This is a genomic window from Streptomyces sp. NPDC059695 (genome assembly GCF_042733785.1).
Lineage (GTDB): Bacteria > Actinomycetota > Actinomycetes > Streptomycetales > Streptomycetaceae > Streptomyces.
In genome coordinates, this window is sequence record NZ_JBHWFF010000002.1 from 397,383 (window position 1) to 422,717 (window position 25,335).

Below are 25,335 nucleotides of genomic sequence, written 5' to 3' on the forward strand. Positions count from 1 at the left end.
GGCGCGCGGGGTGGTGTGGGTGCGGTCTGTGGGGCGCGGTGGGTGTCGGGGGGGGGCGGGCGGCCCGCGGGGGGCCGCGCGCGCCCCGCCCGCCCCCCCCCCCGACAGGGTGCTACTTCGCGTCGCGCGCCGCTGCGATCTGGCGGGACATGATCGTCGTCAGTTCGTACGCCGTGTGCGAGGCGGCGACGGCGGTGATCTCGGCGTGGTCGTAGGCCGGGGCGACCTCGACGACGTCGGCGGAGACCAGGTTGCAGGAGGAGAGCCCGCGGAGGATCTCCAGCAGCTCGCGGGAGGTCATGCCGCCGGCCTCGGGGGTGCCGGTGCCGGGGGCGTGGGCCGGGTCGAGGCAGTCGATGTCGATGGAGATGTACAGCGGGCGGTCGCCGATGCGCTGGCGCAGCTGGTCGGCGACCTCGTCGGCGCCGCGGCGGTAGACGTCGGCGGAGGTGACGATGCCGAAGCCGAGCTTCTCGTCGTCGGTGAGGTCCTGCTTGCCGTAGAGCGGGCCGCGGGTGCCGACGTGGGAGAGGGCGGAGGTGTCGAGGATGCCTTCCTCGACGGCGCGGCGGAACGGCGTGCCGTGGGTGTACTCGGCGCCGAAGTAGGTGTCCCAGGTGTCGAGGTGCGCGTCGAAGTGGAGCAGGGCGACGGGGCCGTGCTTCTTGGCGACGGAGCGCAGCAGCGGCAGGGCGATGGTGTGGTCGCCGCCGAGGGTCATCATGCGGGCGCCGGTGCCGAGGAGGTCGTCGGCGGCGGCCTCGATGGTCTCGACGGCCTCGTTGATGTTGAACGGGTTGGCGGCGATGTCACCGGCGTCCGCGACCTGCGCGAGGGCGAACGGGGAGGCGTCCTGCGCCGGGTTGTACGGGCGCAGGAGGCGGGAGGCCTCGCGGATGGCGTTGCCGCCGAATCGGGCGCCGGGGCGATAGGAGACGCCGGTGTCGAAGGGGACGCCGACCACCGCGACGTCGGCGGTGCCGACCTCGTCGAGGCGCGGCAGACGGGCGAACGTCGCGGGACCGGCGTACCGCGGGATGCGGGACGAGTCGATCGGGCCGCGGAAGGCGTTCTGGTCGCTGCTGCTCATGGTCGGGTCCTCCTGGGGGTCGGGGTGTCGTCCGGACGGGTCTCGTCCGGTGGTGCGGGGGTCAGCCGGTCAGGGTCGCCGGGGTGGCCCCGGTGCCCTCGGGTGCGGTGCCTTCGGCCGGGGCCTGGGCGGTGTCCTGGCCCGCGAGCCGGGCGCGCCAGTTCGCGAGCACGGCGGCGTCCGTGGGGCGGGTCGCCAGGGAAACGATCACATAGGCGGCGAGCGAGGCCAACAAACCATAGTAAACAGGCTCATTTGCCAGGATTCCGTAAGTCCACATCAGGCCAATGACGGTCAGACCGCCGACGGCGACCGCGGCGAGCGCGCCCTGGACGGTGCCGCGGCGCCAGAGCAGGCCGCCGAGGATGGGCACGAGGAGCCCGCCGACCAGCAGGTTGTAGGCGACGGTGAGCGCCTGGACGACGTCGTTGAGGGCGATGGCGATGAGGATGACGGCGACGCCCATGACGAGGATGAAGAGGCGGTTGCCCTTCACCTCGTCGTGGTCGTTCTCGTCCTTCCCCGCGACGGAGCCGCGCAGGCGTGACCAGATGTCGTTGTTGGCGACGGTGGCGCAGGCGATGAGGGCGCCGGAGGAGGTGGACATGACGGCGGCGAGCGCGGCGGCGAGGACGAGGCCCCGGACGCCCATCGGCAGTTCGTCCTTGACGATGGTGGCGAAGGCGTCGTCGGCGCTGGGCAGCGTCGGGTACATGACCTTGGCGGCGGTGCCGATGACGGCTCCGGCGAGCGCGTAGGCCAGACAGTAGGTGCCGGCGACGGTGCCGCCCCACTTGGCGACCTTGTCGGTGCGGGCGGTGAAGACCCGCTGCCAGATGTCCTGGCCGATGAGCATGCCGAAGGTGTAGATCAGCACGTAGGTGAAGATCGTCTCGCCGCCGATGCCGAGCGGCTCGAAGTACGAGGTGGGCAGCGCGTCCCGCATCCCCTCGAAGCCGCCGGCCTTGACCACGGCGATCGGCAGCAGCAGGAGCAGCACGCCGATGGTCTTCACGACGAACTGCACCATGTCGGTGATGGTGATGGACCACATGCCGCCGAGCGTCGAGTACGCGACGACGATGGTGCCGCCGAGGACGATGGCCAGGGTCCGGGGCAGGTCGAAGAGGACGTCGAAGATCGTGGCGTACGCGATGGTCGAGGTGACGGCGAGCATCAGCGTGTACGCCCACATCACGACGCCCGAGATGACGCCGGCCCTGCCGCCGTAGCGCAGGTCGAGCATCTCGGAGACGGTGTAGACCTTCAGCCGGGCGATGCGGGCGGAGAAGAAGACCGACAGGGCGAGCAGGCCGAGGCCGATCGCGAAGACCATCCAGGCGCCGGAGAGGCCGTACTTGTAGCCGAGGCCGACGCCGCCGATGGTGGAGGCGCCGCCGAGGACGATGGCGGCCATCGTCCCGGAGTACATCCAGGGCCCGAGGCGGCGGCCGGCCACCAGGAACTCGCTCTTGGACTTGGCGCGGCGCATGCCCCACCAGCCCATCGCGAGCATGCCGGCCAAGTACAGGACGATCACTGTGTAGTCGACGGCCATGGGGCCCTCCTTCTCACCTCGGTGGCGTGTCGTGCGGGGGAGTGCCCAGGTGCTGATCGCGGGGACATCCGCCCGTACCCGCGGCCCTGGGATGTCACGACAGTAGGTGGCCGGAAAGCGACGTTGAAGTGTACGTTTCCTCCACTGTCCGGGCGGGGGATGTACGAAGGGCCCATGTCGATGACCCCGACGCCCCCCGCGGAGACCGGCTCCACGCCTCCGGCGCCCCCGGTGCCGCTCGCCGCGCTGCTCGCCCGCCCCGACCTGGGCCTCCGGCTGCTCGCCGGGCCCGAGGACGTCCCCCTCCACTGGGTGCACACCTCGGAGATGGCCGACCCCTATCCGTACCTCCTGGGCGGCGAACTGCTGATGACGGCGGGCGTGCAGCTCACCGATCCGGCGCACTACGTCGGGCGGGTCGTGGAGGCGGGGGCGGCGGCGCTCGCCTTCGGGGTGACACCGGTGTACGACACGGTGCCCCCGGACCTCGTCGCGGCCTGCGAGCGGCACGGCCTGCCGCTCGTGGAGGTCCCGCCCCGGACCCCCTTCACGGCGGTGGCGCGGGCGCTGTGGCGGCTGATGGCGGAGGCCCGGCTGCACGAGCTGCGCCGGGTGACGGAGGCCCAGCAGTCCCTGGCGGCGGCCGCGGCCCGGCCGGCCCCGGTCCCGGCGGTGCTCGGCGCCCTCGCCTCGCGGCTCGGGGGGCGGGCGGTGCTGTTCGGGGCGGACGGCGCGGAGTCCGCCGCGGCGGGCCGGGAGGTCCCGGCGGAGGCCGCGCGGGCGCTGCGGGACCTCGCCGGGGTGCTCGGGCCGCGCCCGGGCGGGCCGGCCTCGGCGAGCGGGGACGGCGGGGGGCTGCGGCTCGCCGCGTACGCGCTCGGCGGCGGGGAGGGCCTGACGCTCGGGGTGGCGACCGAGCGGCGCGGCCCGGGCGACCACACGATCGCGGGCGTGGCCGTGGTCCTGCTCTCGCTGCTCACGGCCCCGCACCGGGGCGCGGACGTGACCGTACGGGACGGGGCCCTGGTCCGGCTGCTGCTCGGCGCGGCCCCGGAGGAGGTCGCGGACGCGCTGGGCCAGGGCCCCTGGACGGTGGTCCACGCGCGGGGCGGCGACGGCACCCCCTTCGCGGCGACGGGCCTGGCGGCCGCACTGGGGACACCGCTGGTGGCCCAGGACGGCGGGACCGTACGGCTCCTGCTCCCCTCCGCCGCCCCCGTCACCGCGCAGGAGGGGTGGGCGCTCGGGGCGAGCGCGTCCGTCCCGCCCGCGGAGCTCGCGGCCGGGGACGCGCAGGCGGAGCGGGCGCTGCGCCGGGCGGAGGCCGCCCGGGCGGCCCTGGTCCGGCACCGGGCCAACGGCTTCGCCGCGCTCGTGGACCGCGACGAGGCCGCCGCCTACGCCCGGGGGCTGCTGGCCCCGCTCACCGAGCCCCTCGCCGAGACGCTCCGGGTCTGGCTGTCGCTGCACGGCAGCTGGGACCGGACGGCGGTGGCGACCGGTCTGCACCGGAACACCGTCCGCCAGCGGATCGCGCGCTGCGCGGCCCTCCTCGACCGGGACCTGGACGACCCGGACGTCCGGATGGAGCTGTGGTTCGCGCTGCGCGCCACGTGACCCGGAGCGCCTCCGGTCACCAGAGCTTGTTCACCGCCGTCTTCGTCGTCGCCTTGAAGGCGGCCAGCGGGGCGTCCTTCAGGTCGCCCATCCGGCCCCAGCGGACGAAGGTGACGGTCTTGCCGTCACGTCCCACCGCGAACAGGTGGATGTCGGTGTTGCCGACCTGCGGGTCGGCGGTGTCCAGGCTGTAGACCCAGGCGCCCTCCTCCACGGCGAGCTTGCCGTGGGAGGCGCTGACGGCCTTCAGGCCCGGGTTCTGCCGCTCCAGGAGCGGGCCGCAGCCGGCGAGGGACGTGCGGAGGGTGTCGACCAGCTTCACCGCGTCGGCCTCGGTGCGGGCGACGGTGGTGATCTGGACGCCGTTGGTGTCGAGCTCGGTGCTGAACTCGCGGTAGCGGGTGTTCTGCGCCGGGATCTTGTACGGGACGCAGAGGGCGCCGCCGTTCTCCGGGACGCCGGTGAAGACCTGGGTGGCGGTCCACGGCGTCGACGACGCCGGCATCTGCGAGGCGGCGAGGAAGGCGGGCTGGGCGGCGGCCTGCGCCGGCGCGGCGGCCAGGGCGGCGAGGCCCAGGGCGGCTGCGGCGCCGGCGGCCAATGCGGTGCGGAGCGTGTTCATGGTGGTGGATCCCCCGTCGGGTCGTTCGGTCAGTGCTCCACCAGCGTCGGGGGCCCGCCGCACGCCGGGCAACGGTGCCGCGCCCCTCACCCGTCCCGGAACCATTCCACCCCCTCTGACGTGGGAGAACGCAACAGGGGTGGAACGAGCGTGGGGCGGTCCGATGGGCGAGGTCGAGGAGTTCGCGGCGCGGGTGCGCGCGCTGAAGGAGCGGGACGGGCGGAGTTACGAGGCGCTGGGGCGGCGCCTCGGCGTCAGCGCCTCCACGCTGCACCGCTACGGCTCCGGTGCGGCCGTCCCGGAGTCCTTCGCCGTCGTCGGGCGCCTGGCCCGGCTGTGCGGGGCGGGCGCGGACGAGGTGCGGGAACTGGAGGAGCACTGGCGGGGCGCGGACCGCGTCCGGCGGCCCCCGGCGGAGGCGGCGGCCGGGCCGGTCACCGCCGGGGGGACCGCGCCGGGGCTGACGCCCGCCGCCGGTCCGGCGCCCGCCCTCGTGGCCCCGTCGGCCCCCGGGGCCACACCCTCCGCCGGAGGCGCCGTCACCGCGCCGCCCCGGCGGAGGCGGAGGGCCTGGTTCGCCGTCGGCGCCGTGGCGGGCGTCGTGGCGCTGACCCTCGGGGCCGTCCTGCTGTCCGGGACCGGACGGGAGCCGCAGTCCCGCGCGAAGCCGCCGACGGCTCACCCGTTCACGTACACCGTCGCCTCCCTCTGGGAGAACGGCTGCGGGCACACCTATCTCGCCGACCGGCCCCCGGCGCGGGTCCCCGCTCCCCCGGTGCCCGCCGACGCCGCCCGGTGGGCCGGGGCGCTCGGCGCCGTGGACGGCGGGCAGACGCTCGTCCGGCTCACGGTGCAGGGGAAGGGGAGCTCGGCCGTCGTCCTCCAGGGGCTGCACGTGCGCGTGGTGGGGCGGGCGGCGCCGCTGCCCTGGGAGGCGTACCGGATGGACGAGGGGTGCGGCGGGGCCGTCACCCCCCGGCAGTTCGCCGTGGACCTCGACGCGCCGCGCCCGCTCGCGCGGCCGGTCGACGGGTACGACGCCTCGGGCGAGGAGGGGCGGACGCTCCCGGCCGTCTCGTTCCCGTACGCCGTCACCGCGGCCGAGCCCGAGGAGCTGCTGGTCTCGGCCCGCACGGCCGGCTGCGACTGCCGCTGGTTCCTGGAGCTGGAGTGGAGCGCGCAGGGGCGGAGCGGCGTGGCGAGGATCGGGGGCCCGGGCGGGGAGGCCTTCCGTACCAGCGGGCGGGCGAAGGGAAGCGGCGCGGTCCACGTCCACGACCCGGCGAAGGGGCGCTGGATCACAGGCGCGGAGTCTGGACAGGGTGGGTGACCGCTGGGTAACTTCGAACGGAACACCCTGAGCAAGCGCTTAGACAACCGGCAGCGACAAGGAGGCGGCTCGTGCGCCGTACCGTATTCAACGAGGACCACGAGGCGTTCCGGGAGACCATCCGCGCCTTCATCGAGGCCGAGGTCGTCCCCGTCTACGACGAGTGGTTCGCCGCCGGCCAGGCGCCGCGCGAGTTCTACGACAAGCTCGGCGAGCTGGGCATCTTCGGCATCAACGTCCCCGAGGAGTTCGGCGGCGCGGGCCTGGACACCCACAAGTTCGAGGCCGTCCTGTACGAGGAGACCTCGCGCGCCGGCGTCCAGTTCGGCGGCTCCGGCGTCCACGTGCTGCTCGCCCTGCCGTACATCAAGATGCTCTCCACCGACGAGCAGAAGAAGCGCTACCTGCCGAAGTTCGTCACCGGCGAGGAGATGTGGGCGCTCGCCATGACCGAGCCGGGCACCGGCTCCGACGTCGCGGGCATGAAGACCACCGCCAAGCTCTCCGAGGACGGCACCCACTACGTCCTCAACGGCGCCAAGACCTTCATCACCGGTGGCGTCCACGCCGACCGCGTGATCGTCTGCGCCCGCACCTCCGCCCCGTCGGCCGAGGACCGCCGCTTCGGCATCTCCCTCTTCGCCGTCGACACCAAGTCCGAGGGCTACTCCATCGGCCGCAAGCTGGACAAGCTCGGCCTGCGCACCTCCGACACGGCCGAGCTGGCCTTCGTCGACGTCAAGGTGCCGGTCGAGGACCTGCTCGGCGAGGAGGGCAAGGGCTTCTCCTACCTGGGCCACAACCTGGCCTCCGAGCGCTGGGGCATCGCCTTCGGCGCCTACGCCCAGGCCAAGGCCGCCGTCCGCTTCGCCCAGCAGTACGTCACGGACCGCACGGTCTTCGGCAAGCCGGTCGCCTCCTTCCAGAACACCAAGTTCGAGCTGGCCGCCTGCCAGGCCGAGGTCGACGCCGCCGAGGCCGTCGCCGACCGCGCCCTGGAGGCCCTGGACGCGGGCGAGCTCTCCCCGGCCGAGGCCGCGAGCGCCAAGCTGTTCTGCACCGAGGTCGCCCACCGCGTCATCGACCGCTGCCTCCAGCTGCACGGCGGCTACGGCTACATGAACGAGTACCCGATCGCCCGCCTGTACGCGGACAACCGCGTCAACCGCATCTACGGCGGCACCAGCGAGATCATGAAGTCGATCATCGCCAAGTCGATGGGCCTGTAGGTGCCCGACGCCCCCACGGCCCTGGACGACCTGCTCGATCTCCTCGACCTGGAGCGGATCGAGCAGGACATCTTCCGGGGACAGTCCCGCTCCGCGCTCGTCCCCCGCGTCTTCGGCGGCCAGGTGGCCGCCCAGGCGCTGGTGGCGGCGGGGCGGACCGTCCCGGAGGACAGGTTCGCGCACTCCCTGCACGCGTACTTCCTGCGCGCCGGCGACCCGGGCGCGCCGATCGTGTACACGGTCGACCGCATCCGCGACGGCCGCTCCTTCACCACCCGCCGGGTCGTCGCCGTCCAGCACGGGCAGCCGATCTTCCACCTCTCCGCCTCCTTCCAGGCGTACGAGGAGGGGCTCGACCACCAGGTCGACATGCCGCCCGCCCCGGACCCGGAGTCGCTCGCCACCCCGGCCGAGATGCTCCCCCGCCACCTCCCCCGCGAGGTCGCGGACCGGCTGGTCGAGGCGCGCGCCGCGGTCGACCTCCGCTACGCCGACGTCCCGCCCTGGGGCTCGGTCGGCGTGCCCCGCGAGCCCCGCTCCCAGGTCTGGTTCCGCACCAACGGCAAACTGGCGGACGACCCGCTGCTGCACGTCGTGCTCGCCACGTACGTCTCCGACATGACCCTGCTCGACTCGGTCCTCCTCGCCCACGGGCGCGGCGGCTGGGCCGTCGGCGACGTCGTCGGGGCGTCCCTGGACCACGCCATGTGGTTCCACCGCCCCTTCCGGGCCGACGAGTGGCTCCTGTACGACCAGGAGTCCCCGACCGCGTCCGGCGGGCGCGGGCTCGGCCAGGCCCGGATCTTCACGCAGGACGGCCGGCTCGCGATCTCCGTCATCCAGGAGGGTGTCGTTCGCGTCCCGCGCGGATAGTCGGACATACCGTCCGACGCATGGGGCAGAACGGCGAAAGCACCTCCACGGTGATCGTGGCCGCGGCGGCGAACCTCGGGATCGCCGCCGCCAAGGCCGTCGCGGGCATCGTCAGCGGCTCCAGCGCGATGCTCTCGGAGGCCGCCCACTCGGTCGCCGACACCGTCACCGAGGGGATGCTGCTCACCGCGCTCAAGCGGAGCGAGAAGCCCGCCGACGAGGACCATCCCGTCGGCTACGCGGGCGAGCGCTACGTCTGGGCGATGCTCGCCGCGGTCGCCACGTTCGTCGGCGGCGCGGTCTTCTCGATCTACGACGGCATCCACACCCTCACCCACGGCGAGGAGCCCGGCGACCCGACGCTCTCGTACATCGTCCTCGCGATCGCCTTCGTCCTGGAGGCCTTCTCGCTGCGCACGGCGATCCGGCAGGTCGGGGCCGAGGCCGAGCGGATGAAGACCCCCTTCGCCCGCTACCTGCGGCTCACCGCCGACACCACCGTCAAGGCGGTCGTCATGGAGGACTCGGCCGCCCTCGCCGGCCTCGTGCTCGCGGCGGGCGGCCTGCTCGGGGTCCAGATCACCGGCTCCACCGTCTGGGACGGCGTCGCCTCCGTCCTGATCGGCCTGCTGCTCGTGTACGTGGCCTGGGTGCTGGGCCGCTCCAACGCCGAGCTCCTCATCGGCCGCCCGGCCCCGCGGGCCATGCGCGACGGGATCCGCGAGGAGCTCCTCTCGGTCCCGCACGTCATCGGCGTCCTCGACCTGATCACCCTGATCCAGGGCCCCGGGGAGGTCCTGGTCGCGGCGAAGGTCGACTTCCGGGACGTGTCGTCGGCGGAGCAGGTGGAATGGGCGTGCGAGGACGCGGAGTCCCAGCTCAGGGAGCGGTACCCGTCGATCCGCCGCGTGTACCTGGACCCGACCCCGGGGGTGGAGCAGCGCCGGACGGGGCCCTGACGCTTCTCCGCCTCCCGGGGCCCGTCGGCCGGATCAGGCCGGGATGCGCGTCCCCGTGCCGCCGACCCTGATCCGCCGGTCGCCCGCCCGCAGTTCCACCGTGAGGACGCCGGGGCGTCCCATGTCCTCGCCCTGGTGGAGCGTGAGGACCGTCGCCTCGGGCACGAGTCCGAGCTCACGGGCGTACGCGCCGAAGGCGGCGGCCGCCGCCCCGGTCGCCGGGTCCTCGACGACACCGCCCACCGGGAAGGGGGCGCGGACGTGGAAGACCTCCGCGGAGGCACGCCAGACCAGCTCCAGCGTCACCAGGTCGAGCCGGTGCATGAGGGCTTCCAGGCGGGCGAAGTCGTACGCCAGGTGGGCCAGGCGCTCCCGGCTCGCGGCGGCGACGACCAGGTGGCGGGCGCCCGCGAAGGCGATGCGGGGAGGCAGCGCGGGATCGAGATCGCCGGCCGGCCAGTCGAGCGCGGCGAGCGCCTCCGCCAGATCGCCGGCCGCGATCTCCTCGATGTGGGGCTCGACGCTCGTGAGCGTGGCCCGCAGCGCCCCTCCCTCGCGCGTCACGGTGACCGGCACGGTCCCGGCCCGCGTGGTGAACACCAGCTCGCCGGGGCCGAGGCGCTCGCCGAGGGCCACGGCCGTCGCGACGGTGGCGTGACCGCAGAAGGGCACTTCCGCCTTGGGGCTGAAGTAGCGGATGGTGTAGGCGCGCCCGGCGTCCCACGCGCCCGCTCCCCCGGACGGCGGCGCCGTCAGGAACGCGCTCTCGCTGTAGCCGAGTTCGGCGGCGATCGTCAGCATCTCGTCGTCGCCGAGTCCTGTGGCGTCGAGAACGATCCCGGCGGGGTTGCCTCCCTCGGGGTCGTCGGAGAAGGCGGTGTAACGCAGGACGTCGGGGGTTTCCCGTGGCGAGTTCATGCCAGGCCAACGGCGGGGATCCCCGGGTTGGTTCCCCTGGCGGGGGCCGTCCCGGGGCTCCGCCCCGCGGTCAGGCGAGGCCCGCCGCGTGGAGCGTGTACGCGGTCATCGGCTCGTAGAAGAGCGGGTCCACGACGTGGTCGTCCAGGGGGATCGTGACCTGCATCGTGCCCTCCGCCTCGCCGATGAACAGCGCGGGGTCGTTGCAGTCGGCGTAGCCCACGGAGTCCACGCCCCGCTGGCCCGCCCGGCCGGCCCAGCCGTGGTCCGCGATCACCAGGTCCGGTCGGCCGTCCTCGCCGAGCGCGTCGAGGATGGCGTTCATCGGCTCCGGGGAGTGCGTGTGCCACAGGCTCGCGCCGCGCTCGAAGACGGCGACGTCGGCGAACTGCACGACGTACCCCTCGTCGGCGACGAGCCCGCCGGGGATCTTCACGATGTCGCAGCCCTGGGCGCGCAGCGCGGCGGCGATCCGGCTGTGGACGTCGATGAGCGCGCCCGGGTGCCCGGTCGCGAAGAGGACCCGCTCCTTGCCCGCGGCGGCCTTGCGCAGCCGGGCGGCCATCCGGTCGAGGCCGTCGACGGTCAGTTCGGGGTCGATGGTGTCCTGGCCGGCCCGGTGCGCCGGGTCGTCGATCACGCCGCACCGCTCCGCCATGACGGCGAGCACGTCCTGCTCGTCGGTCCAGCGGTCCCCGAGCTCGAGTCCGAGCCAGTAGTGCCGGTCGCCGTTGGCGAGCTTGCGGTAGTGGGAGAGGTTGTTGTCGCGCGGGGTGGCGACGTCTCCCGCGATCCGGGTGCGGACGAGGTGCTCGACGAGGGCGGGGCGGCTGAGTATCGGCATGGGGTTCATTCTGTCCGAGCGCCGGAGGCGATGGGCAACCCGTTCCGCCCCGTGGACCGGGCCGCTACCCGGCCAGCGCCCCGAACGCCCCGTGCGCGAGCTTCCGCAGCAGGTCCTCCATGGGGCGCCGGCCGAGCGCGGCCAGGTGCGGGGTCGAGTTGAGGAGGCCGAAGACGGCGTGGACGGCCGTGCGGGCCTCCGACTCGCCCGCGTCGGGGTACAGCTCGCGCACGACGGTGACCCAGAGTTCGACGTACTGCCGCTGGAGCTGCCGGACCCGCTTGCGGTCCTCGTCCTTGAGGCGGTCGAGCTCGCGGTCGTGGAGGGTGATCAGCGGCCGGTCGTCGAGGGCGAAGTCGATGTGCCCGTCGATGAGGGCGCCGAGGAGGACGCGGGGGTCCCCGGCGGCCTCGGCCACGCGCAGGCGTCCGCCGGACAGGAGCCGCTCGCTGATGCCGACGAGGAGCTCCGCGAGCATCGCGTCCTTGCCGGGGAAGTGGCGGTACAGGCCGGGGCCGCTGATCCCGACGGCCGCCCCTATCTCGTCCACGCCCACGCCGTGGAAGCCGCGCTCGGCGAAGAGGCGGGCGGCCTCCTTGAGGATCTGCTCGCGGCGCGTCGGCGCGTCGATCCGGGTCGAGGCCGTCCGGGCCGTGGGGGTCGTGGGGGTCGCCGGCGTGGTGGTCATGGATTCGATTCTAGACAACCCGGTTAGCGGTCGTTAACCTGGACGCCAAACGTTAACGCTCATTAACCGAGCAAGGGAGCTCGAGGGATGCAGCAGGCACCTGTGCTGACGAGCGCGGCGGATCCCGCGTCCGCGGCCTGGCAGGCCAACGAGGCGGCCCATCACGAGCTGGCGGCGACCCTGCGCGCCAAGCTCGCGGCGGCCGCCCTGGGCGGCGGTGAGAAGTCCAGGGCCCGGCACACCGCGCGCGGCAAGCTGCTGCCGCGGGACCGGGTGGACACGCTCCTCGACCCGGGCTCGCCCTTCCTGGAGCTGGCCCCGCTCGCGGCGAACGGGATGTACGGCGACCAGGCCCCGGCGGCCGGCGTCATCGCCGGCATCGGCCGGGTCAGCGGGCGCGAGTGCGTGATCGTCGCCAACGACGCGACCGTCAAGGGCGGCACGTACTACCCGATGACGGTGAAGAAGCACCTGCGCGCCCAGGAGGTGGCGCTGGAGAACCGTCTCCCCTGCCTCTACCTGGTCGACTCGGGCGGCGCCTTCCTGCCGATGCAGGACGAGGTCTTCCCGGACCGGGAGCACTTCGGCCGGATCTTCTACAACCAGGCCCGGATGTCCGGCGCCGGGATCCCGCAGATCGCCGCGGTCATGGGCTCCTGCACCGCCGGCGGCGCGTACGTCCCGGCGATGAGCGACGAGGCCGTGATCGTGCGGAACCAGGGCACGATCTTCCTCGGCGGTCCGCCGCTGGTGAAGGCGGCGACCGGCGAGGTCGTCACGGCCGAGGAGCTCGGCGGCGGCGAGGTCCACTCCCGGATCTCCGGCGTCACCGACCACCTCGCCGAGGACGACGCGCACGCCCTGCGGATCGTGCGGAACATCGTGGCGACCCTCCCCGGACGCGGTCCGCTGCCCTGGTCGGTCGAGCCGGCCGAGGAGCCGAAGGTCGACCCGTACGGCCTGTACGGCGCGGTGCCGGTGGACTCGCGCACCCCGTACGACGTGCGCGAGGTGATCGCCCGGGTGGTGGACGGCTCCCGCTTCCAGGAGTTCAAGTCCGAGTACGGGCAGACGCTCGTCACCGGCTTCGCCCGGATCCACGGCCACCCGGTCGGCATCGTCGCCAACAACGGCATCCTGTTCGCCGAGTCCGCGCAGAAGGGCGCGCACTTCATCGAGCTGTGCGACCAGCGCGGGATCCCGCTCGTCTTCCTGCAGAACATCACCGGCTTCATGGTCGGCAAGGCGTACGAGCACGGCGGCATCGCCAAGCACGGCGCCAAGATGGTGACGGCCGTGGCCACCACCCGCGTGCCCAAGCTGACCGTGGTCGTCGGCGGTTCGTACGGCGCGGGCAACTACTCGATGTGCGGCCGGGCGTACTCCCCCCGCTTCCTGTGGATGTGGCCCAACGCCAAGATCTCGGTCATGGGCGGCGAGCAGGCCGCCTCCGTCCTCGCGACCGTCAAGCGCGACCAGCTCGGCGACGAGTGGAGCGCCGAGGACGAGGAGGCCTTCAAGGCCCCGATCCGCGAGCAGTACGAGACGCAGGGCAGCGCCTACTACGCGACCGCCCGGCTGTGGGACGACGGGGTCATCGACCCGACGGAGACCCGGCAGGTCCTCGGCCTCGCCCTGACCGCCTGTGCCAACGCGCCCCTGGGTGACCCCCAGTTCGGCGTCTTCCGGATGTGAGGGGCCCCCAGGAGATGCAGAGCATGTTCGACACAGTGCTCGTCGCCAACCGCGGCGAGATCGCCGTCCGCGTCATCCGCACCCTGCGGGCGCTGGGCGTGCGCTCGGTGGCCGTCTACAGCGACGCGGACGCCGACGCCCGGCACGTGCGGGAGGCGGACACGGCGGTCCGGATCGGTCCGCCGCCGGCCGCCGAGTCGTACCTCTCCGTGCCGGCGCTGCTCGACGCGGCGCGGCGCACCGGGGCGCAGGCCGTCCACCCCGGCTACGGGTTCCTCGCGGAGAACGCGGGCTTCGCGCGCGCGTGCGCCGAGGCGGGGCTCGTCTTCATCGGGCCGTCCGCCGAGGCGATCGCCCTCATGGGCGACAAGATCCGGGCGAAGGACACCGTGAAGGCCGCGGGCGTGCCGGTGGTGCCCGGCGCTGCCGACCCCGAACTGGCGGCGGCGGCCCGTGAGCTGGGCGCGCCCGTGCTGCTGAAGCCCAGCGCGGGCGGCGGCGGCAAGGGCATGCGGCTGGTGCGGGACCTGGCGGTCCTGGACGAGGAGATCGCGGCGGCGCGGCGGGAGGCGCGGGCGTCCTTCGGCGACGACACGCTGCTCGTGGAGCGGTGGATCGACCGGCCCCGGCACATCGAGATCCAGGTCCTGGCGGACGCCCACGGGAACGTGGTGCACCTCGGCGAGCGCGAGTGCTCGCTCCAGCGGCGCCACCAGAAGATCATCGAGGAGGCGCCGAGCGTCCTCCTCGACGAGGAGACCCGCGCGGCGATGGGCGCGGCGGCCGTGGAGGCCGCCCGGTCCTGCGGCTATGTCGGCGCGGGCACGGTCGAGTTCATCGTCCCGGGCGGTGACCCGTCCGCGTACTGCTTCATGGAGATGAACACCCGTCTCCAGGTCGAGCACCCCGTGACCGAGCTGATCACGGGACTCGACCTGGTGGAGTGGCAGCTGCGCGTCGCCGCCGGCGAGCCGCTCGGCTTCCGCCAGGAGGACGTCCGGCTCGACGGCTGGGCGATCGAGGCCCGCATCTGCGCCGAGGACCCCTCGCGGGGCTTCCTGCCCTCGGGCGGCACGGTCCTCGCGCTGAGCGAGCCGCAGGGCGACGGCGTCCGGACCGACTCCGGCCTGGTGGAGGGCAGCGAGGTCTCCTCCCTCTACGACCCGATGCTGTCGAAGGTCATCGTCCACGCGGCCGACCGGCCGACGGCCCTGCGGAAGCTGCGCGCGGCCCTCGCCGACCTGGTCACCCTGGGCGTCCCCACCAACGCGGGCTTCCTGCGCCGCCTCCTGGCCCACCCGGACGTCGTGTCCGGGGCCCTGGACACGGGACTGGTGGAGCGGGACGCCGAGAGCCTGGTCCCGCAGGGCGTACCGGACGAGGTGTACGCGGCGGCGGCGGCCGTGCGGAGTGCGGAGCTGGCCCCGGTGCCCCGGGACGGCTGGACGGACCCGTTCTCGGTGCCGAGCGGCTGGCGCCTCGGCGGCGCTCCGCGACCGCTCGCCTTCCCGTTGCGGGTCGCCGGGTCCGAGCCCGTCACGGTCCCCGCTCCGGTGGGCTCCCGGGTCACGGACACCGCCGTGACGGTCACCGTGGACGGCGTCACGCACACGTTCCACCGCACGGGCGGCTGGCTCGGGCGCGAGGGGGACTCCTGGCACGTCCTGGACCACGATCCCGTCGAGGCCGCGCTCTCCGGGGCCCGGCACGGCGGGGCCGACACGCTCGCCGCGCCCATGCCCGGCACGGTGACCGTCGTGAAGGTGGCCGTCGGGGACGAGGTGGAGGCCGGGCAGAGCCTGCTCGTGGTCGAGGCCATGAAGATGGAGCACGTCATCTCCGCCCCGCACGCCGGCACCGTCACCGAACTGGACGTCACGCCCGGCACCACGGTCGCCATGGACCAGATCCTGGCCGTGGTGAAGCCGCGCGACGAGGAGGACGCATGACCGCCGGCCTGCCCATGACCGTCCCCGACCCCGCGCTGCCCGCCCGGGTCCGGATCCACGAGGTCGGCGCCCGGGACGGGCTGCAGAACGAGAAGACGGCCGTCCCGACCGACGTGAAGGCCGAGTTCGTGCGGCGGCTCGCCGCGGCGGGTCTTTCGACGATCGAGGCGACGAGCTTCGTGCACCCGAAGTGGGTGCCGCAGCTCGCCGACGCGGAGGAGCTGTTCCCGCGCGTCCGCGACCTCCCCGTCCGGCTCCCGGTGCTGGTGCCGAACGAGCGGGGGCTCGACCGGGCCCTCGCCCTCGGGGCCCGTGAGGTCGCCGTGTTCGCCTCGGCGACCGAGTCCTTCGCGAAGGCCAATCTGAACCGGACCGTCGACGAGGCGCTGGCGATGTTCGCGCCGACCGTCACCCGGGCCATAGAGGCCGGGCTGAAGGTGCGCGGCTACCTCTCGATGTGCTTCGGCGACCCCTGGGAGGGCGCCGTCCCGGTCGAGCAGGTCGTCCGGGTCACGAAGGCCCTCGCCGAGATGGGCTGCGACGAGCTGAGCCTCGGGGACACGATCGGGGTCGCGACCCCGGGACACGTCCGGGCCCTGCTCACGGCGCTCGACGAGGCCGGTGTGCCCGTCTCCCGTCTGGCCGTGCACTTCCACGACACCTACGGACAGGCCCTGTCCAACACCCTGGCGGCCCTGCGCCACGGGGTGACCACCGTCGACGCCTCCGCGGGCGGCCTCGGCGGCTGCCCGTACGCGAAGAGCGCGACGGGCAATCTCGCCACCGAGGACCTCGTGTGGATGCTCGACGGCCTCGGCATCGAGACCGGGGTCGATCTGGCCGCCCTCACCGCCACGAGCGTGTGGATGGCCGAACAGCTGGGCCGGCCCAGCCCCTCCCGTACCGTCCGCGCCCTCTCCCACAAGGAGTGACGAAAGACATGTCCCTCGACCACCGGCTCACCGAAGAGCACGAGGAACTCCGCCGTACCGTCGAGGAGTTCGCCCACGACGTCGTGGCGCCGAAGATCGGCGACCTCTACGAGCGGCACGAGTTCCCGTACGAGATCGTCCGCGAGATGGGCCGCATGGGCCTGTTCGGGCTGCCGTTCCCCGAGGAGTACGGCGGCATGGGCGGCGACTACCTGGCGCTCGGGATCGCCCTGGAGGAGCTGGCCCGGGTCGACTCCTCGGTGGCCATCACCCTGGAGGCGGGCGTCTCGCTGGGCGCGATGCCGGTCTTCCGGTTCGGCACGGAGGAGCAGAAGCGGGAGTGGCTGCCGAAGCTGTGCGCCGGCGAGATGCTGGGTGCCTTCGGTCTGACCGAGCCGGGGGCGGGCAGCGACGCCGGCGGCACCCGCACGACCGCCGTCCGCGACGGCGACCAGTGGGTCATCAACGGCTCGAAGTGCTTCATCACCAACTCCGGTACGGACATCACGGGTCTGGTGACGGTCACGGCGGTCACCGGCCGCAAGCCCGACGGGCGGCCGCTGATCTCCTCGATCATCGTGCCGTCCGGCACCCCGGGCTTCACGGTCGCGGCGCCGTACTCGAAGGTCGGCTGGAACGCCTCGGACACCCGTGAGCTCTCCTTCGACGACGTCCGCGTCCCGGTGGGGAACCTGCTGGGCGAGGAGGGCCGGGGGTACGCGCAGTTCCTTCGGATCCTGGACGAGGGCCGGGTCGCGATCGCGGCGCTCGCGACGGGCCTCGCGCAGGGCTGTGTGGACGAGTCGGTGAAGTACGCGAAGGAACGTCACGCCTTCGGCTCGCCGATCAGCACCTACCAGGCCGTCCAGTTCAAGATCGCCGACATGGAGATGAAGGCGCACATGGCCCGGATCGGCTGGCGGGACGCGGCCTCGCGCCTCGTCCTGGGCGAGCCGTTCAAGAAGGAGGCGGCGATCGCGAAGCTGTACTCCTCCACGGTGGCCGTGGACAACGCCCGCGAGGCGACGCAGATCCACGGCGGCTACGGCTTCATGAACGAGTACCCGGTGGCCCGCATGTGGCGCGACTCGAAGATCCTGGAGATCGGCGAGGGCACCAGCGAGGTCCAGCGGATGCTGATCGCACGGGAGTTGGGCCTCCCGGCCTGACCCGGCCCGTGTGACGGACCGAGCCCGTCGCCCTCCGGGGCGGCGGGCTCCCCCGCACCCCTGTGCGACGTGATGAGGTTAGGCTAACCTATGTTTTCATGAGCCACGCCGCGACCGCCCCCTTCCAGTTCTTCTCCCTCCGGGTCGACCGGACCCGGCGACTCGGCCCGTCCCTGGTCCGGGTCACCTTCACCGGGGACGACCTGAAGAACTTCGCCGCCGGGGGCCGCGACCAGTCGCTCTCCCTCTTCCTGCCGCACCCCGGCCAGGAGGCCCCGGTCCTGCCGCCGCTGGACGGCCCGGACATGTACGCCGTCCTGGGCGCCTGGCGCGCGATGCCCGCGGACGAGCGGGCCGTGATGCGCTCGTACACCGTCCGCGAGCAGCGCACCGAGCCGGTGAGTGAGGTGGACATCGACTTCGCGCTCCACGAGGACGGCGGCCCCGCCTGCCGCTGGGCGAGCCGCGCCGAGCCCGGCGACCGGGTGGTCGTCCTCGGCCCGGCGGTCGCCGCGAACACCGGCGTCCGCTTCCAACTGCCCGCCGACGCCGACTCCGTGCTGATCTGGGCCGACGAGACGGCCCTCCCCGCCGCCTCCGCCATCCTGGAGTGGCTGCCGGCCGAGACCCGCGCCCGGGTGTTCCTGGAGGTGCCCTACTCCGGCGACCGGACCGAGCTCGCGACCGAGGCGGACGCCACGGTCACCTGGCTCGTACGGGAGGAGGGGGCGCCGTCCGCCGTGGAGGCGGTGTCCGGCGCCGAACTGCCCGGCGAGGCCCCGTACGTCTGGATCGCGGGCGAGTCGGGCTCCGTGAAGGCACTGCGCCGCCACTTCGTACGGGAGCGGGGGCTCGACCGCCGCCGGGTCACGTTCGTCGGCTACTGGCGCAAGGGCCTGTCCGAGGACGCCCTGCGGGAGGTCCCGGACGAGACGCAGGAAGCGGAGTAGCCCTCCCCGTACCCCCACAGGGCCAACGGCCCCCCGGCCCTCTCGGGTTGGGGGGCCGTTGTGCTGCGAACTTAGGTTAGGCTAACCTCACTACGACCGACCGAGTCCGCTCCCGGAAGGGCCCCCACACATGCGTTCCCACCTGCTCAACGACACGACGGCGGAGAGCTACCGGCGCTCCGTCACCGAAGGAGTGGAGCGGGTGGCGAGGAAACTCGCCGCGACGCGCGGCCCGTTCACGGGCGTGACGCCCGCCGAGCTGGCCCCCGTCGTCGACGCGGTCGACCTCGACCGGCCCCTCGGCGACGCCTCCGCCGCCCTCGACGAGCTGGAGAGCGTCTACCTCCGCGACGCCGTCTACTTCCACCACCCCCGCTACCTCGGGCACCTCAACTGCCCGGTGGTCATCCCCGCCGTCCTCGGCGAGGCCGTCCTCTCGGCGGTCAACTCCTCCCTCGACACCTGGGACCAGAGCGCCGGCGGCACCCTCATCGAGCGGAAACTGATCGACTGGACCACCGGCCGCATCGGCCTCGGCCCGCTCGCCGACGGCGTCTTCACCAGCGGCGGCACCCAGTCCAACCTCCAGGCGCTGCTCCTCGCCCGCGAGGAGGCCGGCACCACCGACCTGTCGAGGCTGCGGATCTTCTCCTCCGAGTGCAGCCACTTCAGCGTCCAGAAGTCGGCCCAGCTGCTCGGCCTCGGCCGCGACGCCGTCGTCTCCGTCCCGGTCGACGCCACCAAGCGCATGCAGTCCGTCGTCCTCGCCGCCGAGCTGGAGGCCTGCCGCGCCGAGGGCCTGGTCCCGATGGCGATCGTCGCCACCGCCGGCACCACCGACTTCGGCTCCATCGACCCGCTGCCCGAGATCGCCGCCCTCGCCGCGGAGTACGGCGCCTGGATGCACGTCGACGCCGCCTACGGCTGCGGACTGCTCGCCTCCACGACCCGCCGCCACCTCCTGGACGGCATCGAGCGGGCCGACTCGGTCACCGTCGACTACCACAAGTCCTTCTTCCAGCCGGTGAGTTCCTCCGCCGTCCTGGTCCGCGACGGCGCCACCCTGCGCCACGCGACCTACCACGCGGACTACCTCAACCCTCTCCCCCAAGCTCTCGGCTTCGCTCGAGCAGGGGGGACCCCCACCACGCTCGCCGAGCAGATCCCGAACCAGGTCGACAAGTCCCTCCAGACCACCCGCCGCTTCGACGCGCTCAAGCTGTGGATGACCCTGCGCGTGATGGGCGCCGACGGCGTCGGGGAGCTCTTCGACGAGGTCTGCGACCTGGCCCGGGAGGGCTTCGGGCTGCTCGCCGCCGACCCGCGCTACGACGTCGTGGTCGAGCCGCAGCTGTCCACGCTCGTCTACCGCTACGTCCCGGAGACCGCCGCCTCCCCCGAGGACGTCGACCGGGCCAACCTCTACGCCCGCAAGGCCCTGTTCGCCTCCGGTGAGGCCGTCGTCGCCGGCACCAAGGTCGACGGACGCCAGTACCTCAAGTTCACCTTGCTCAACCCCGAGACCACCGCGGCCGACATCGCCGCCGTCCTCGATCTGATAGCCGGCCACGCCGAGCAGTACCTGGGAGAGAACCTTGTCCACGCCTGAGATCCACGACTTCATCGGCATCGGGCTCGGTCCGTTCAACCTCGGACTCGCCTGCCTGACCGAGCCGATCGCCGAGCTGAACGGCGTCTTCCTGGAGTCCAAGCCGGACTTCGAGTGGCACTCGGGGATGTTCCTCGACGGCGCCCACCTCCAGACCCCGTTCATGTCGGACCTGGTCACCCTCGCGGACCCGACCTCGCCGTACTCCTTCCTCAACTACCTGAAGGAGAAGGGCCGGCTCTACTCGTTCTACATCCGGGAGAACTTCTACCCGCTGCGGACCGAGTACAACGACTACTGCCGCTGGGCCGCCGGGAAGCTCACCTCGATCCGCTTCTCCACCACCGTGGCGTCGGTCGCGTACGACGCGTCCACCGAGCTGTACGTGGTCACCACCGAGGCGGGAGAAACGTTCCGCTCGCCCCGGATCGTCCTCGGCACCGGCACCCCGCCGTACGTCCCCGAGACCTGCGCGGACCTCGGCGGCGACCTGATCCACAACTCGCGCTACGTCCCGCACAAGGAAGAGCTCCAGAAGAAGAAGTCGATCACCCTGGTCGGCAGCGGCCAGAGCGCCGCCGAGATCTACTACGACCTGCTGAGCGAGATCGACGTCCACGGGTACAGGCTGAACTGGGTGACCCGGTCCCCCCGGTTCTTCCCCCTGGAGTACACCAAGCTCACCCTGGAGATGACCTCCCCGGAGTACGTGGACTACTTCCACGCGCTGCCCGAGCAGACCCGCTACCGCCTGGAGACCCAGCAGAAGGGCCTCTTCAAGGGCATCGACGGCGAGCTCGTCGACGCCATCTTCGACCTGCTCTACCAGAAGAACCTGGGCGGCCCGGTCCCCACCCGCCTCCTGACCAACTCGGCCCTGCACACGGCCGCGTACGACTCCTCGACGGGCACGTACACCCTCGGCTTCCGCCAGGAGGAGCAGGAGAAGGACTTCACGGTCGAGACCGAGGGCCTGATCCTCGCCACGGGCTACAGGTACGCCGTCCCCGCCTTCCTGGAGCCGGTCCGCGACCGCCTCCGGTTCGACGGCCAGGGCCGCTTCGACGTGGCCCGCAACTACGCGGTCGACACGACGGGCCGCGGGATCTTCCTGCAGAACGCCGGCGTGCACACGCACTCGATCACCTCGCCCGACCTGGGCATGGGCCCGTACCGCAACGCGTACATCATCGGGGAGATGCTGGGTTCCGAGTACTACCCCGTCGAGAAGACCATCGCGTTCCAGGAGTTCTCCGTATGACCGTCCAGACCGTGCAGATCCGCCCGCTCGACCCCACCGTGGACGCCGAGCTGATCCACCCCTGGGTCACCCACCCCAAGGCCGCCTTCTGGATGATGCAGGACGCGAAGCTCCAGGACGTCGAGCGCGAGTACATGGCGATCGCCGCCCACCCGCACCACGACGCCTTCATCGGTCTCGTCGACGGCGAGCCCGCCTTCCTCATGGAGCGGTACGACCCCTCGCAGCTGGAGCTGGTCGGGCTCTACGACGCGCTCCCCGGAGACGTCGGCATGCACTTCCTCGTCGCGCCCACCGACACCCCCGTGCACGGCTTCACCCGTACCGTGATCACCGCGGTCATGACGGAGCTGTTCGCCGACCCGGCGACCGCCCGGGTGGTCGTCGAGCCCGACGTCCGCAACAAGGCCGTGCACGCGCTCAACGAGGCCGTCGGCTTCGTGCCCGAGCGCGAGATCCAGAAGCCGGAGAAGAAGGCCCTGCTGAGCTTCTGCACCCGCGCCCAGTTCGAGACCGCCGTCGGAGCCGCGATATGAACCCCGTCGCACACCTCACCCCCGAGCGCTGGGCCGCCGCCAACCGCGCCCTGATCCGCAAGGGCCTCGCCGAGTTCGCCCACGAGCGGCTGCTCGACCCGAAGGAGCTGGGCGAGAGCCGCTACCAGGTCCTCAGCGACGACGGCACCACCGAGTACCGCTTCACCGCCGACCGCTTCGCCCTCGACCACTGGCAGGTCTACCCGGACTCGATCAGCCGCCACCGGGGCGACGAGCAGCTCCCGCTCGACGCGCTCCAGTTCATCACCGAGCTGCGCGGCGCCCTCGGTCTGAGCGACGAGATCCTGCCGGTCTACCTGGAGGAGATCTCCTCCACCCTGGCCGGTACGGCCTTCAAGGCGACCAAGCCGCCCGTCACCTCCGCCGAGCTGGCCCGCGCCGGGTTCCAGGCGATCGAGACCGGGATGACCGAGGGCCACCCCTGCTTCGTCGCGAACAACGGCCGGCTGGGCTTCGGCGTCGACGAGTTCCGGGCGTACGCCCCGGAGGCCGCGAGCGAGATCCGGCTCATCTGGCTGGCCGCGCACCGCGACCGGGCCACGTTCACGGCGGGCGCCGGCATCGAGTACGAGGCCTTCGTCCGCGCCGAGCTGGGCGACGCGGCGGTCGACGCCTTCGCCGCCACCCTCGCCGCGCAGGGCCTGGACCTGGCCGACTACCTCCTCATGCCGGCCCACCCCTGGCAGTGGTGGAACAAGCTGTCCGTCACCTTCGCCGCCGAGGTCGCGCAGCAGCGTCTGGTGTACCTGGGCGAGGGCGACGACGCCTACCTGGCGCAGCAGTCGATCCGTACCTTCTTCAACACCTCGGATCCGGCGAAGCACTACGTCAAGACGGCCCTCTCGGTCCTCAACATGGGCTTCATGCGGGGCCTGTCGGCCGCGTACATGGAGGCCACCCCGGCGATCAACGACTGGCTGCACGGCCTGATCGAGTCGGACCGGACCCTGAAGGCGGCCCGCTTCTCGATCATCCGCGAGCGGGCGGCGGTCGGCTACCGGCACCTGGAGTACGAGGCCGCCACCGACCGCTACTCCCCCTACCGCAAGATGCTGGCCGCGCTCTGGCGCGAGTCCCCGGTGCCGGGCCTCGCCGAGGGCGAGCGCCTGGCGACGATGGCCTCGCTGCTCCACCTGGACCACGCGGGCGCGTCCTTCGCGGGTGCGCTGATCACGGAGTCGGGCCTGGAGCCGAGGGTGTGGCTCCGCCGCTATCTGGACGCCTACCTGCTCCCGGTCCTGCACTGCTTCTACGCGTACGACCTGGTCTACATGCCGCACGGCGAGAACGTGATCCTCGTCCTGGACGAGCGGGGCGCGGTCGACCGGGCGGTCTTCAAGGACATCGCCGAGGAGATCTGCGTGATGGACCCGGCGGCGGTCCTGCCGCCGGCGGTGGAGCGCGTCCGCGCCGAGGTCCCGGAGGACATGAAGCTCCTCTCGGTCTTCACGGACGTCTTCGACTGCTTCTTCCGCTTCCTGGGCGCGACCCTGGCGGCGGAGGGCGTCCTCACGGAGGACGACTTCTGGCGCACGGTGGCGGAGTGCGTCCGCGGCTACCAGGAGTCGAAGCCGGAGCTGTCGGACCGCTTCGCGCAGTACGACATGTTCGCGGAGACCTTCGCCCTGTCGGCCCTGAACCGGCTCCAGCTCCGCAACAACCGGCAGATGGTCGACCTGGCGGACCCGTCGGCGGCCCTCCAGCTGGTCGGCGACCTGGTGAACCCGATCGCCCGGTTCGCCTGACCCTCCCGAGACCGACACGGGCCCCGGCGGAGTACGGTCCTCCGCCGGGGCCCGTCGTCGTGCCCGGGGCCGGGCGGGCCCTACTCGGCGGGCCAGGGGACCTCGGGCGAGCGGTAGTAGGGGATGCCCAGCGCGTCGAAGCGCGGGGCCTGCTCGGCGAGGCGGACCTTGTACGCGTCCCAGTCGTGGGCCGACTGCGGGGACCAGCCCAGTTCCGCCACGCCCGGCAGACGCGGGAAGGCCATGACGTCCAGGTCCCCGGTGGAGGCGAGGGTCTCGGTCCACAGCGGGGCCTCGACGCCCTTGACGGCGCTCTCCGGGGCGCCGGGCAGGTAGGTGGCCGGGTTCCAGTCGTAGGAGCGCCGCACCTCGACGTATCCGGCCCAGGCCAGGCCGAGCGGGGTGTCCTTCGTGTACTTCATGTCGAGGTACGTGCGGTCGGCGGGCGAGAGGATCAGGCCGGTGCCGTTGCGGGCGGCGGCCGCGACCCGCTCCTTCTCGTCGGCGGGGGTGCGGTCGAGGCCCCAGTACTGGACGAGGGCGCCCTTCGCGGGGGTGGCGCCGGTCAGCTGGTGCCAGCCGACGACGGTCTTGCCGTAGCGGGCGACGACCGGCTGCACCTTGTCCATGAAGGTCACGTAGTCGGCGTGGCTGGTGGAGTGGGCCTCGTCGCCGCCGATGTGGAGGTAGCGGCCGGGGGTGAGGGCGGCGATCTCCCGGACGACGTCGTCGACGAAGTCGTACGTGACGGCCTTGGGCACGCACAGGGAGCTGAAGCCGACCTTGGTGCCGGTGTAGAGGGGCGGGGCGACGCCGTCGCAGGTCAGGTCGGCGTAGGAGGCGAGCGCGGCGTTCGTGTGGCCGGGCATGTCGATCTCGGGGATCACCTCCTGGTAGCGGGAGGCGGCGTACTCGACGATCTCCCGGTACTGCGCCTTGGTGTAGAAGCCGCCGGGGCCGGCGCCGACCTCGGTGGAGCCGCCGTGGGTGGTGAGCCGGGGCCAGGAGTCGATCGCGATGCGCCAGCCCTGGTCGTCGGAGAGGTGCAGGTGGAGGGTGTTCACCTTGTAGAGGGCGAGCTGGTCGATGTAGCGCTTCACCTCGTCGACGGTGAAGAAGTGGCGGGCGACGTCGAGCATGGCGCCCCGGTAGGCGTAGCGGGGGGTGTCGACGACCGTGCCGCCGGCGACCTTCCAGGGGCCGGGCTGGACGCTCTTGCGCTCGACGGCGGAGGGCAGCTGCTGGCGCAGGGTCTGGACGCCGCGGAAGAGGCCGGCGGGTTCGCGCGCGGTGAGGGTGAGGCCCTCGGGTCCGGAGCTGAGCCGGTAGCCCTCGGCACCGAGGCCGGTCTCGTCGGGGTCGAGGCGGAGCCGGATGCCGCGCCCGGCGGCCGCGTCGTCGACGACGGGCAGCGGGAAGCCGGTGGCGGGGCGGAGGAGTCCGGCGAGGTAGCGGCCGATGGCCCGGGACTCGACGGAGTCCTCGTCGATGCCGATGCGGGTGGCGGCGGTGAGGGTGTAGGGCTCGCCCCCGGGGGTGACGGAGGCGGGTACGGGCACGATCCGGCCGAGCGGGCGGACCTCGGGCTCGGCGGCGGCCCTGCCGGGCGTCTTGGCATCGGCGCTGCCGCCGTGGGGGGGGGGGGGGCCCGCGCCCCCCCCCCCGCGCCCGCCCGCCCCCCCCCGAGGAGGGAAAGGGGGGGTACAGAGCACCGGGGGCGCCAAACAACGCAAAGAAATA

At 72.8% G+C, this 25,335-nt stretch carries 21 protein-coding genes; 14 read left to right on the forward strand and 7 right to left on the reverse strand.

The genetic code is table 11. The features are described 5' to 3' along the window. Window positions 1-112: 112 nt before the first annotated feature. Window positions 113-1,090: an agmatinase gene (gene speB, locus ACFV2S_RS04350; protein ID WP_329849903.1), complete on the reverse strand. Its 978-nt coding sequence runs from the start codon at window positions 1,088-1,090 to the stop codon at window positions 113-115. Between the two features lie 61 nt (window positions 1,091-1,151). Then, window positions 1,152-2,648, reverse strand: coding sequence for a sodium:solute symporter (locus ACFV2S_RS04355; RefSeq protein WP_385554107.1), 1,497 nt, complete (start codon window positions 2,646-2,648; stop codon window positions 1,152-1,154). A 174-nt stretch (window positions 2,649-2,822) separates the two neighbouring features. On the opposite strand from ACFV2S_RS04355, the gene ACFV2S_RS04360 reads away from it, so the two are divergent. Then, the gene (locus ACFV2S_RS04360) at window positions 2,823-4,265 is read left to right on the forward strand and encodes a PucR family transcriptional regulator (protein WP_385554109.1); all 1,443 of its coding nucleotides are present in this window, start codon (window positions 2,823-2,825) and stop codon (window positions 4,263-4,265) included. 16 nt (window positions 4,266-4,281) lie between these two features. On the opposite strand, the gene ACFV2S_RS04365 is transcribed toward ACFV2S_RS04360, so the two are convergent. Beyond that, entirely contained in the window at window positions 4,282-4,887 is a 606-nt protein-coding gene (locus ACFV2S_RS04365; protein WP_385554111.1) for a hypothetical protein, read from the reverse strand. A gap of 139 nt (window positions 4,888-5,026) precedes the next feature. On the opposite strand from ACFV2S_RS04365, the gene ACFV2S_RS04370 reads away from it, so the two are divergent. The 4 genes from ACFV2S_RS04370 to ACFV2S_RS04385 all read left to right on the forward strand — a co-directional run bounded on the left by ACFV2S_RS04370 (window position 5,027) and on the right by ACFV2S_RS04385 (window position 9,278). Beyond that, the gene (locus ACFV2S_RS04370) at window positions 5,027-6,217 is read left to right on the forward strand and encodes a helix-turn-helix domain-containing protein (RefSeq protein WP_385554113.1); all 1,191 of its coding nucleotides are present in this window, start codon (window positions 5,027-5,029) and stop codon (window positions 6,215-6,217) included. 71 nt (window positions 6,218-6,288) lie between these two features. Beyond that, the gene (locus ACFV2S_RS04375) at window positions 6,289-7,446 is read left to right on the forward strand and encodes an acyl-CoA dehydrogenase family protein (RefSeq protein WP_383793425.1); all 1,158 of its coding nucleotides are present in this window, start codon (window positions 6,289-6,291) and stop codon (window positions 7,444-7,446) included. Then, a complete protein-coding gene (locus ACFV2S_RS04380) occupies window positions 7,447-8,319 on the forward strand; it encodes an acyl-CoA thioesterase (RefSeq protein ID WP_385554115.1) in 873 nt (290 codons plus the stop codon). Window positions 8,320-8,339: 20 nt separating this feature from the next. Continuing rightward, window positions 8,340-9,278 carry a cation diffusion facilitator family transporter gene (locus ACFV2S_RS04385; RefSeq protein WP_385554117.1) on the forward strand — a complete coding sequence of 313 codons (939 nt, stop codon included), beginning with the start codon at window positions 8,340-8,342 and terminating at the stop codon, window positions 9,276-9,278. 33 nt (window positions 9,279-9,311) lie between these two features. Here ACFV2S_RS04385 and ACFV2S_RS04390 read toward each other — a convergent pair whose 3' ends face one another. The 3 genes from ACFV2S_RS04390 to ACFV2S_RS04400 form a co-directional block, all read right to left on the reverse strand. Continuing rightward, complete coding sequence (locus ACFV2S_RS04390; protein ID WP_385554119.1) at window positions 9,312-10,196, reverse strand: PhzF family phenazine biosynthesis protein; 885 nt, start codon at window positions 10,194-10,196, stop codon at window positions 9,312-9,314. A gap of 70 nt (window positions 10,197-10,266) precedes the next feature. After that, window positions 10,267-11,040 (reverse strand): phosphatase, encoded by a 774-nt coding sequence (locus ACFV2S_RS04395; RefSeq protein WP_383793434.1) that lies wholly within the window; start codon window positions 11,038-11,040, stop codon window positions 10,267-10,269. Between the two features lie 64 nt (window positions 11,041-11,104). Further along, entirely contained in the window at window positions 11,105-11,728 is a 624-nt protein-coding gene (locus ACFV2S_RS04400) for a TetR/AcrR family transcriptional regulator (protein ID WP_385554122.1), read from the reverse strand. Window positions 11,729-11,815: 87 nt separating this feature from the next. Between ACFV2S_RS04400 and ACFV2S_RS04405 the strand changes: the two genes are divergently transcribed. The 9 genes from ACFV2S_RS04405 to ACFV2S_RS04445 all read left to right on the forward strand — a co-directional run bounded on the left by ACFV2S_RS04405 (window position 11,816) and on the right by ACFV2S_RS04445 (window position 23,595). Continuing rightward, on the forward strand, window positions 11,816-13,423 hold the full coding sequence (locus ACFV2S_RS04405) for a carboxyl transferase domain-containing protein (RefSeq protein ID WP_385554124.1): 1,608 nt from the start codon (window positions 11,816-11,818) through the stop codon (window positions 13,421-13,423). 14 nt (window positions 13,424-13,437) lie between these two features. After that, window positions 13,438-15,372: an acetyl/propionyl/methylcrotonyl-CoA carboxylase subunit alpha gene (locus ACFV2S_RS04410; RefSeq protein ID WP_385554126.1), complete on the forward strand. Its 1,935-nt coding sequence runs from the start codon at window positions 13,438-13,440 to the stop codon at window positions 15,370-15,372. Then, window positions 15,369-16,304 carry a hydroxymethylglutaryl-CoA lyase gene (locus tag ACFV2S_RS04415; RefSeq protein WP_385554128.1) on the forward strand — a complete coding sequence of 312 codons (936 nt, stop codon included), beginning with the start codon at window positions 15,369-15,371 and terminating at the stop codon, window positions 16,302-16,304. The genes ACFV2S_RS04410 and ACFV2S_RS04415 overlap by 4 nt, the downstream gene beginning before the upstream one ends. A gap of 8 nt (window positions 16,305-16,312) precedes the next feature. Beyond that, window positions 16,313-17,473: an acyl-CoA dehydrogenase family protein gene (locus tag ACFV2S_RS04420; RefSeq protein ID WP_385554130.1), complete on the forward strand. Its 1,161-nt coding sequence runs from the start codon at window positions 16,313-16,315 to the stop codon at window positions 17,471-17,473. A 98-nt stretch (window positions 17,474-17,571) separates the two neighbouring features. Further along, a complete protein-coding gene (locus tag ACFV2S_RS04425) occupies window positions 17,572-18,423 on the forward strand; it encodes a siderophore-interacting protein (protein WP_385554132.1) in 852 nt (283 codons plus the stop codon). A gap of 130 nt (window positions 18,424-18,553) precedes the next feature. Next, a complete protein-coding gene (locus ACFV2S_RS04430; protein ID WP_385554134.1) occupies window positions 18,554-20,032 on the forward strand; it encodes a pyridoxal phosphate-dependent decarboxylase family protein in 1,479 nt (492 codons plus the stop codon). Further along, window positions 20,019-21,293, forward strand: coding sequence for a lysine N(6)-hydroxylase/L-ornithine N(5)-oxygenase family protein (locus ACFV2S_RS04435; protein WP_385554136.1), 1,275 nt, complete (start codon window positions 20,019-20,021; stop codon window positions 21,291-21,293). Before ACFV2S_RS04430 ends, ACFV2S_RS04435 begins: the two co-directional genes overlap by 14 nt. Further along, window positions 21,290-21,829, forward strand: coding sequence for a GNAT family N-acetyltransferase (locus tag ACFV2S_RS04440; RefSeq protein WP_385554138.1), 540 nt, complete (start codon window positions 21,290-21,292; stop codon window positions 21,827-21,829). Before ACFV2S_RS04435 ends, ACFV2S_RS04440 begins: the two co-directional genes overlap by 4 nt. Continuing rightward, on the forward strand, window positions 21,826-23,595 hold the full coding sequence (locus ACFV2S_RS04445; RefSeq protein WP_385554140.1) for an IucA/IucC family protein: 1,770 nt from the start codon (window positions 21,826-21,828) through the stop codon (window positions 23,593-23,595). The genes ACFV2S_RS04440 and ACFV2S_RS04445 overlap by 4 nt, the downstream gene beginning before the upstream one ends. A gap of 80 nt (window positions 23,596-23,675) precedes the next feature. Here ACFV2S_RS04445 and ACFV2S_RS04450 read toward each other — a convergent pair whose 3' ends face one another. Then, window positions 23,676-25,319 carry a beta-N-acetylhexosaminidase gene (locus tag ACFV2S_RS04450; protein WP_385554142.1) on the reverse strand — a complete coding sequence of 548 codons (1,644 nt, stop codon included), beginning with the start codon at window positions 25,317-25,319 and terminating at the stop codon, window positions 23,676-23,678. Window positions 25,320-25,335: the final 16 nt, after the last annotated feature.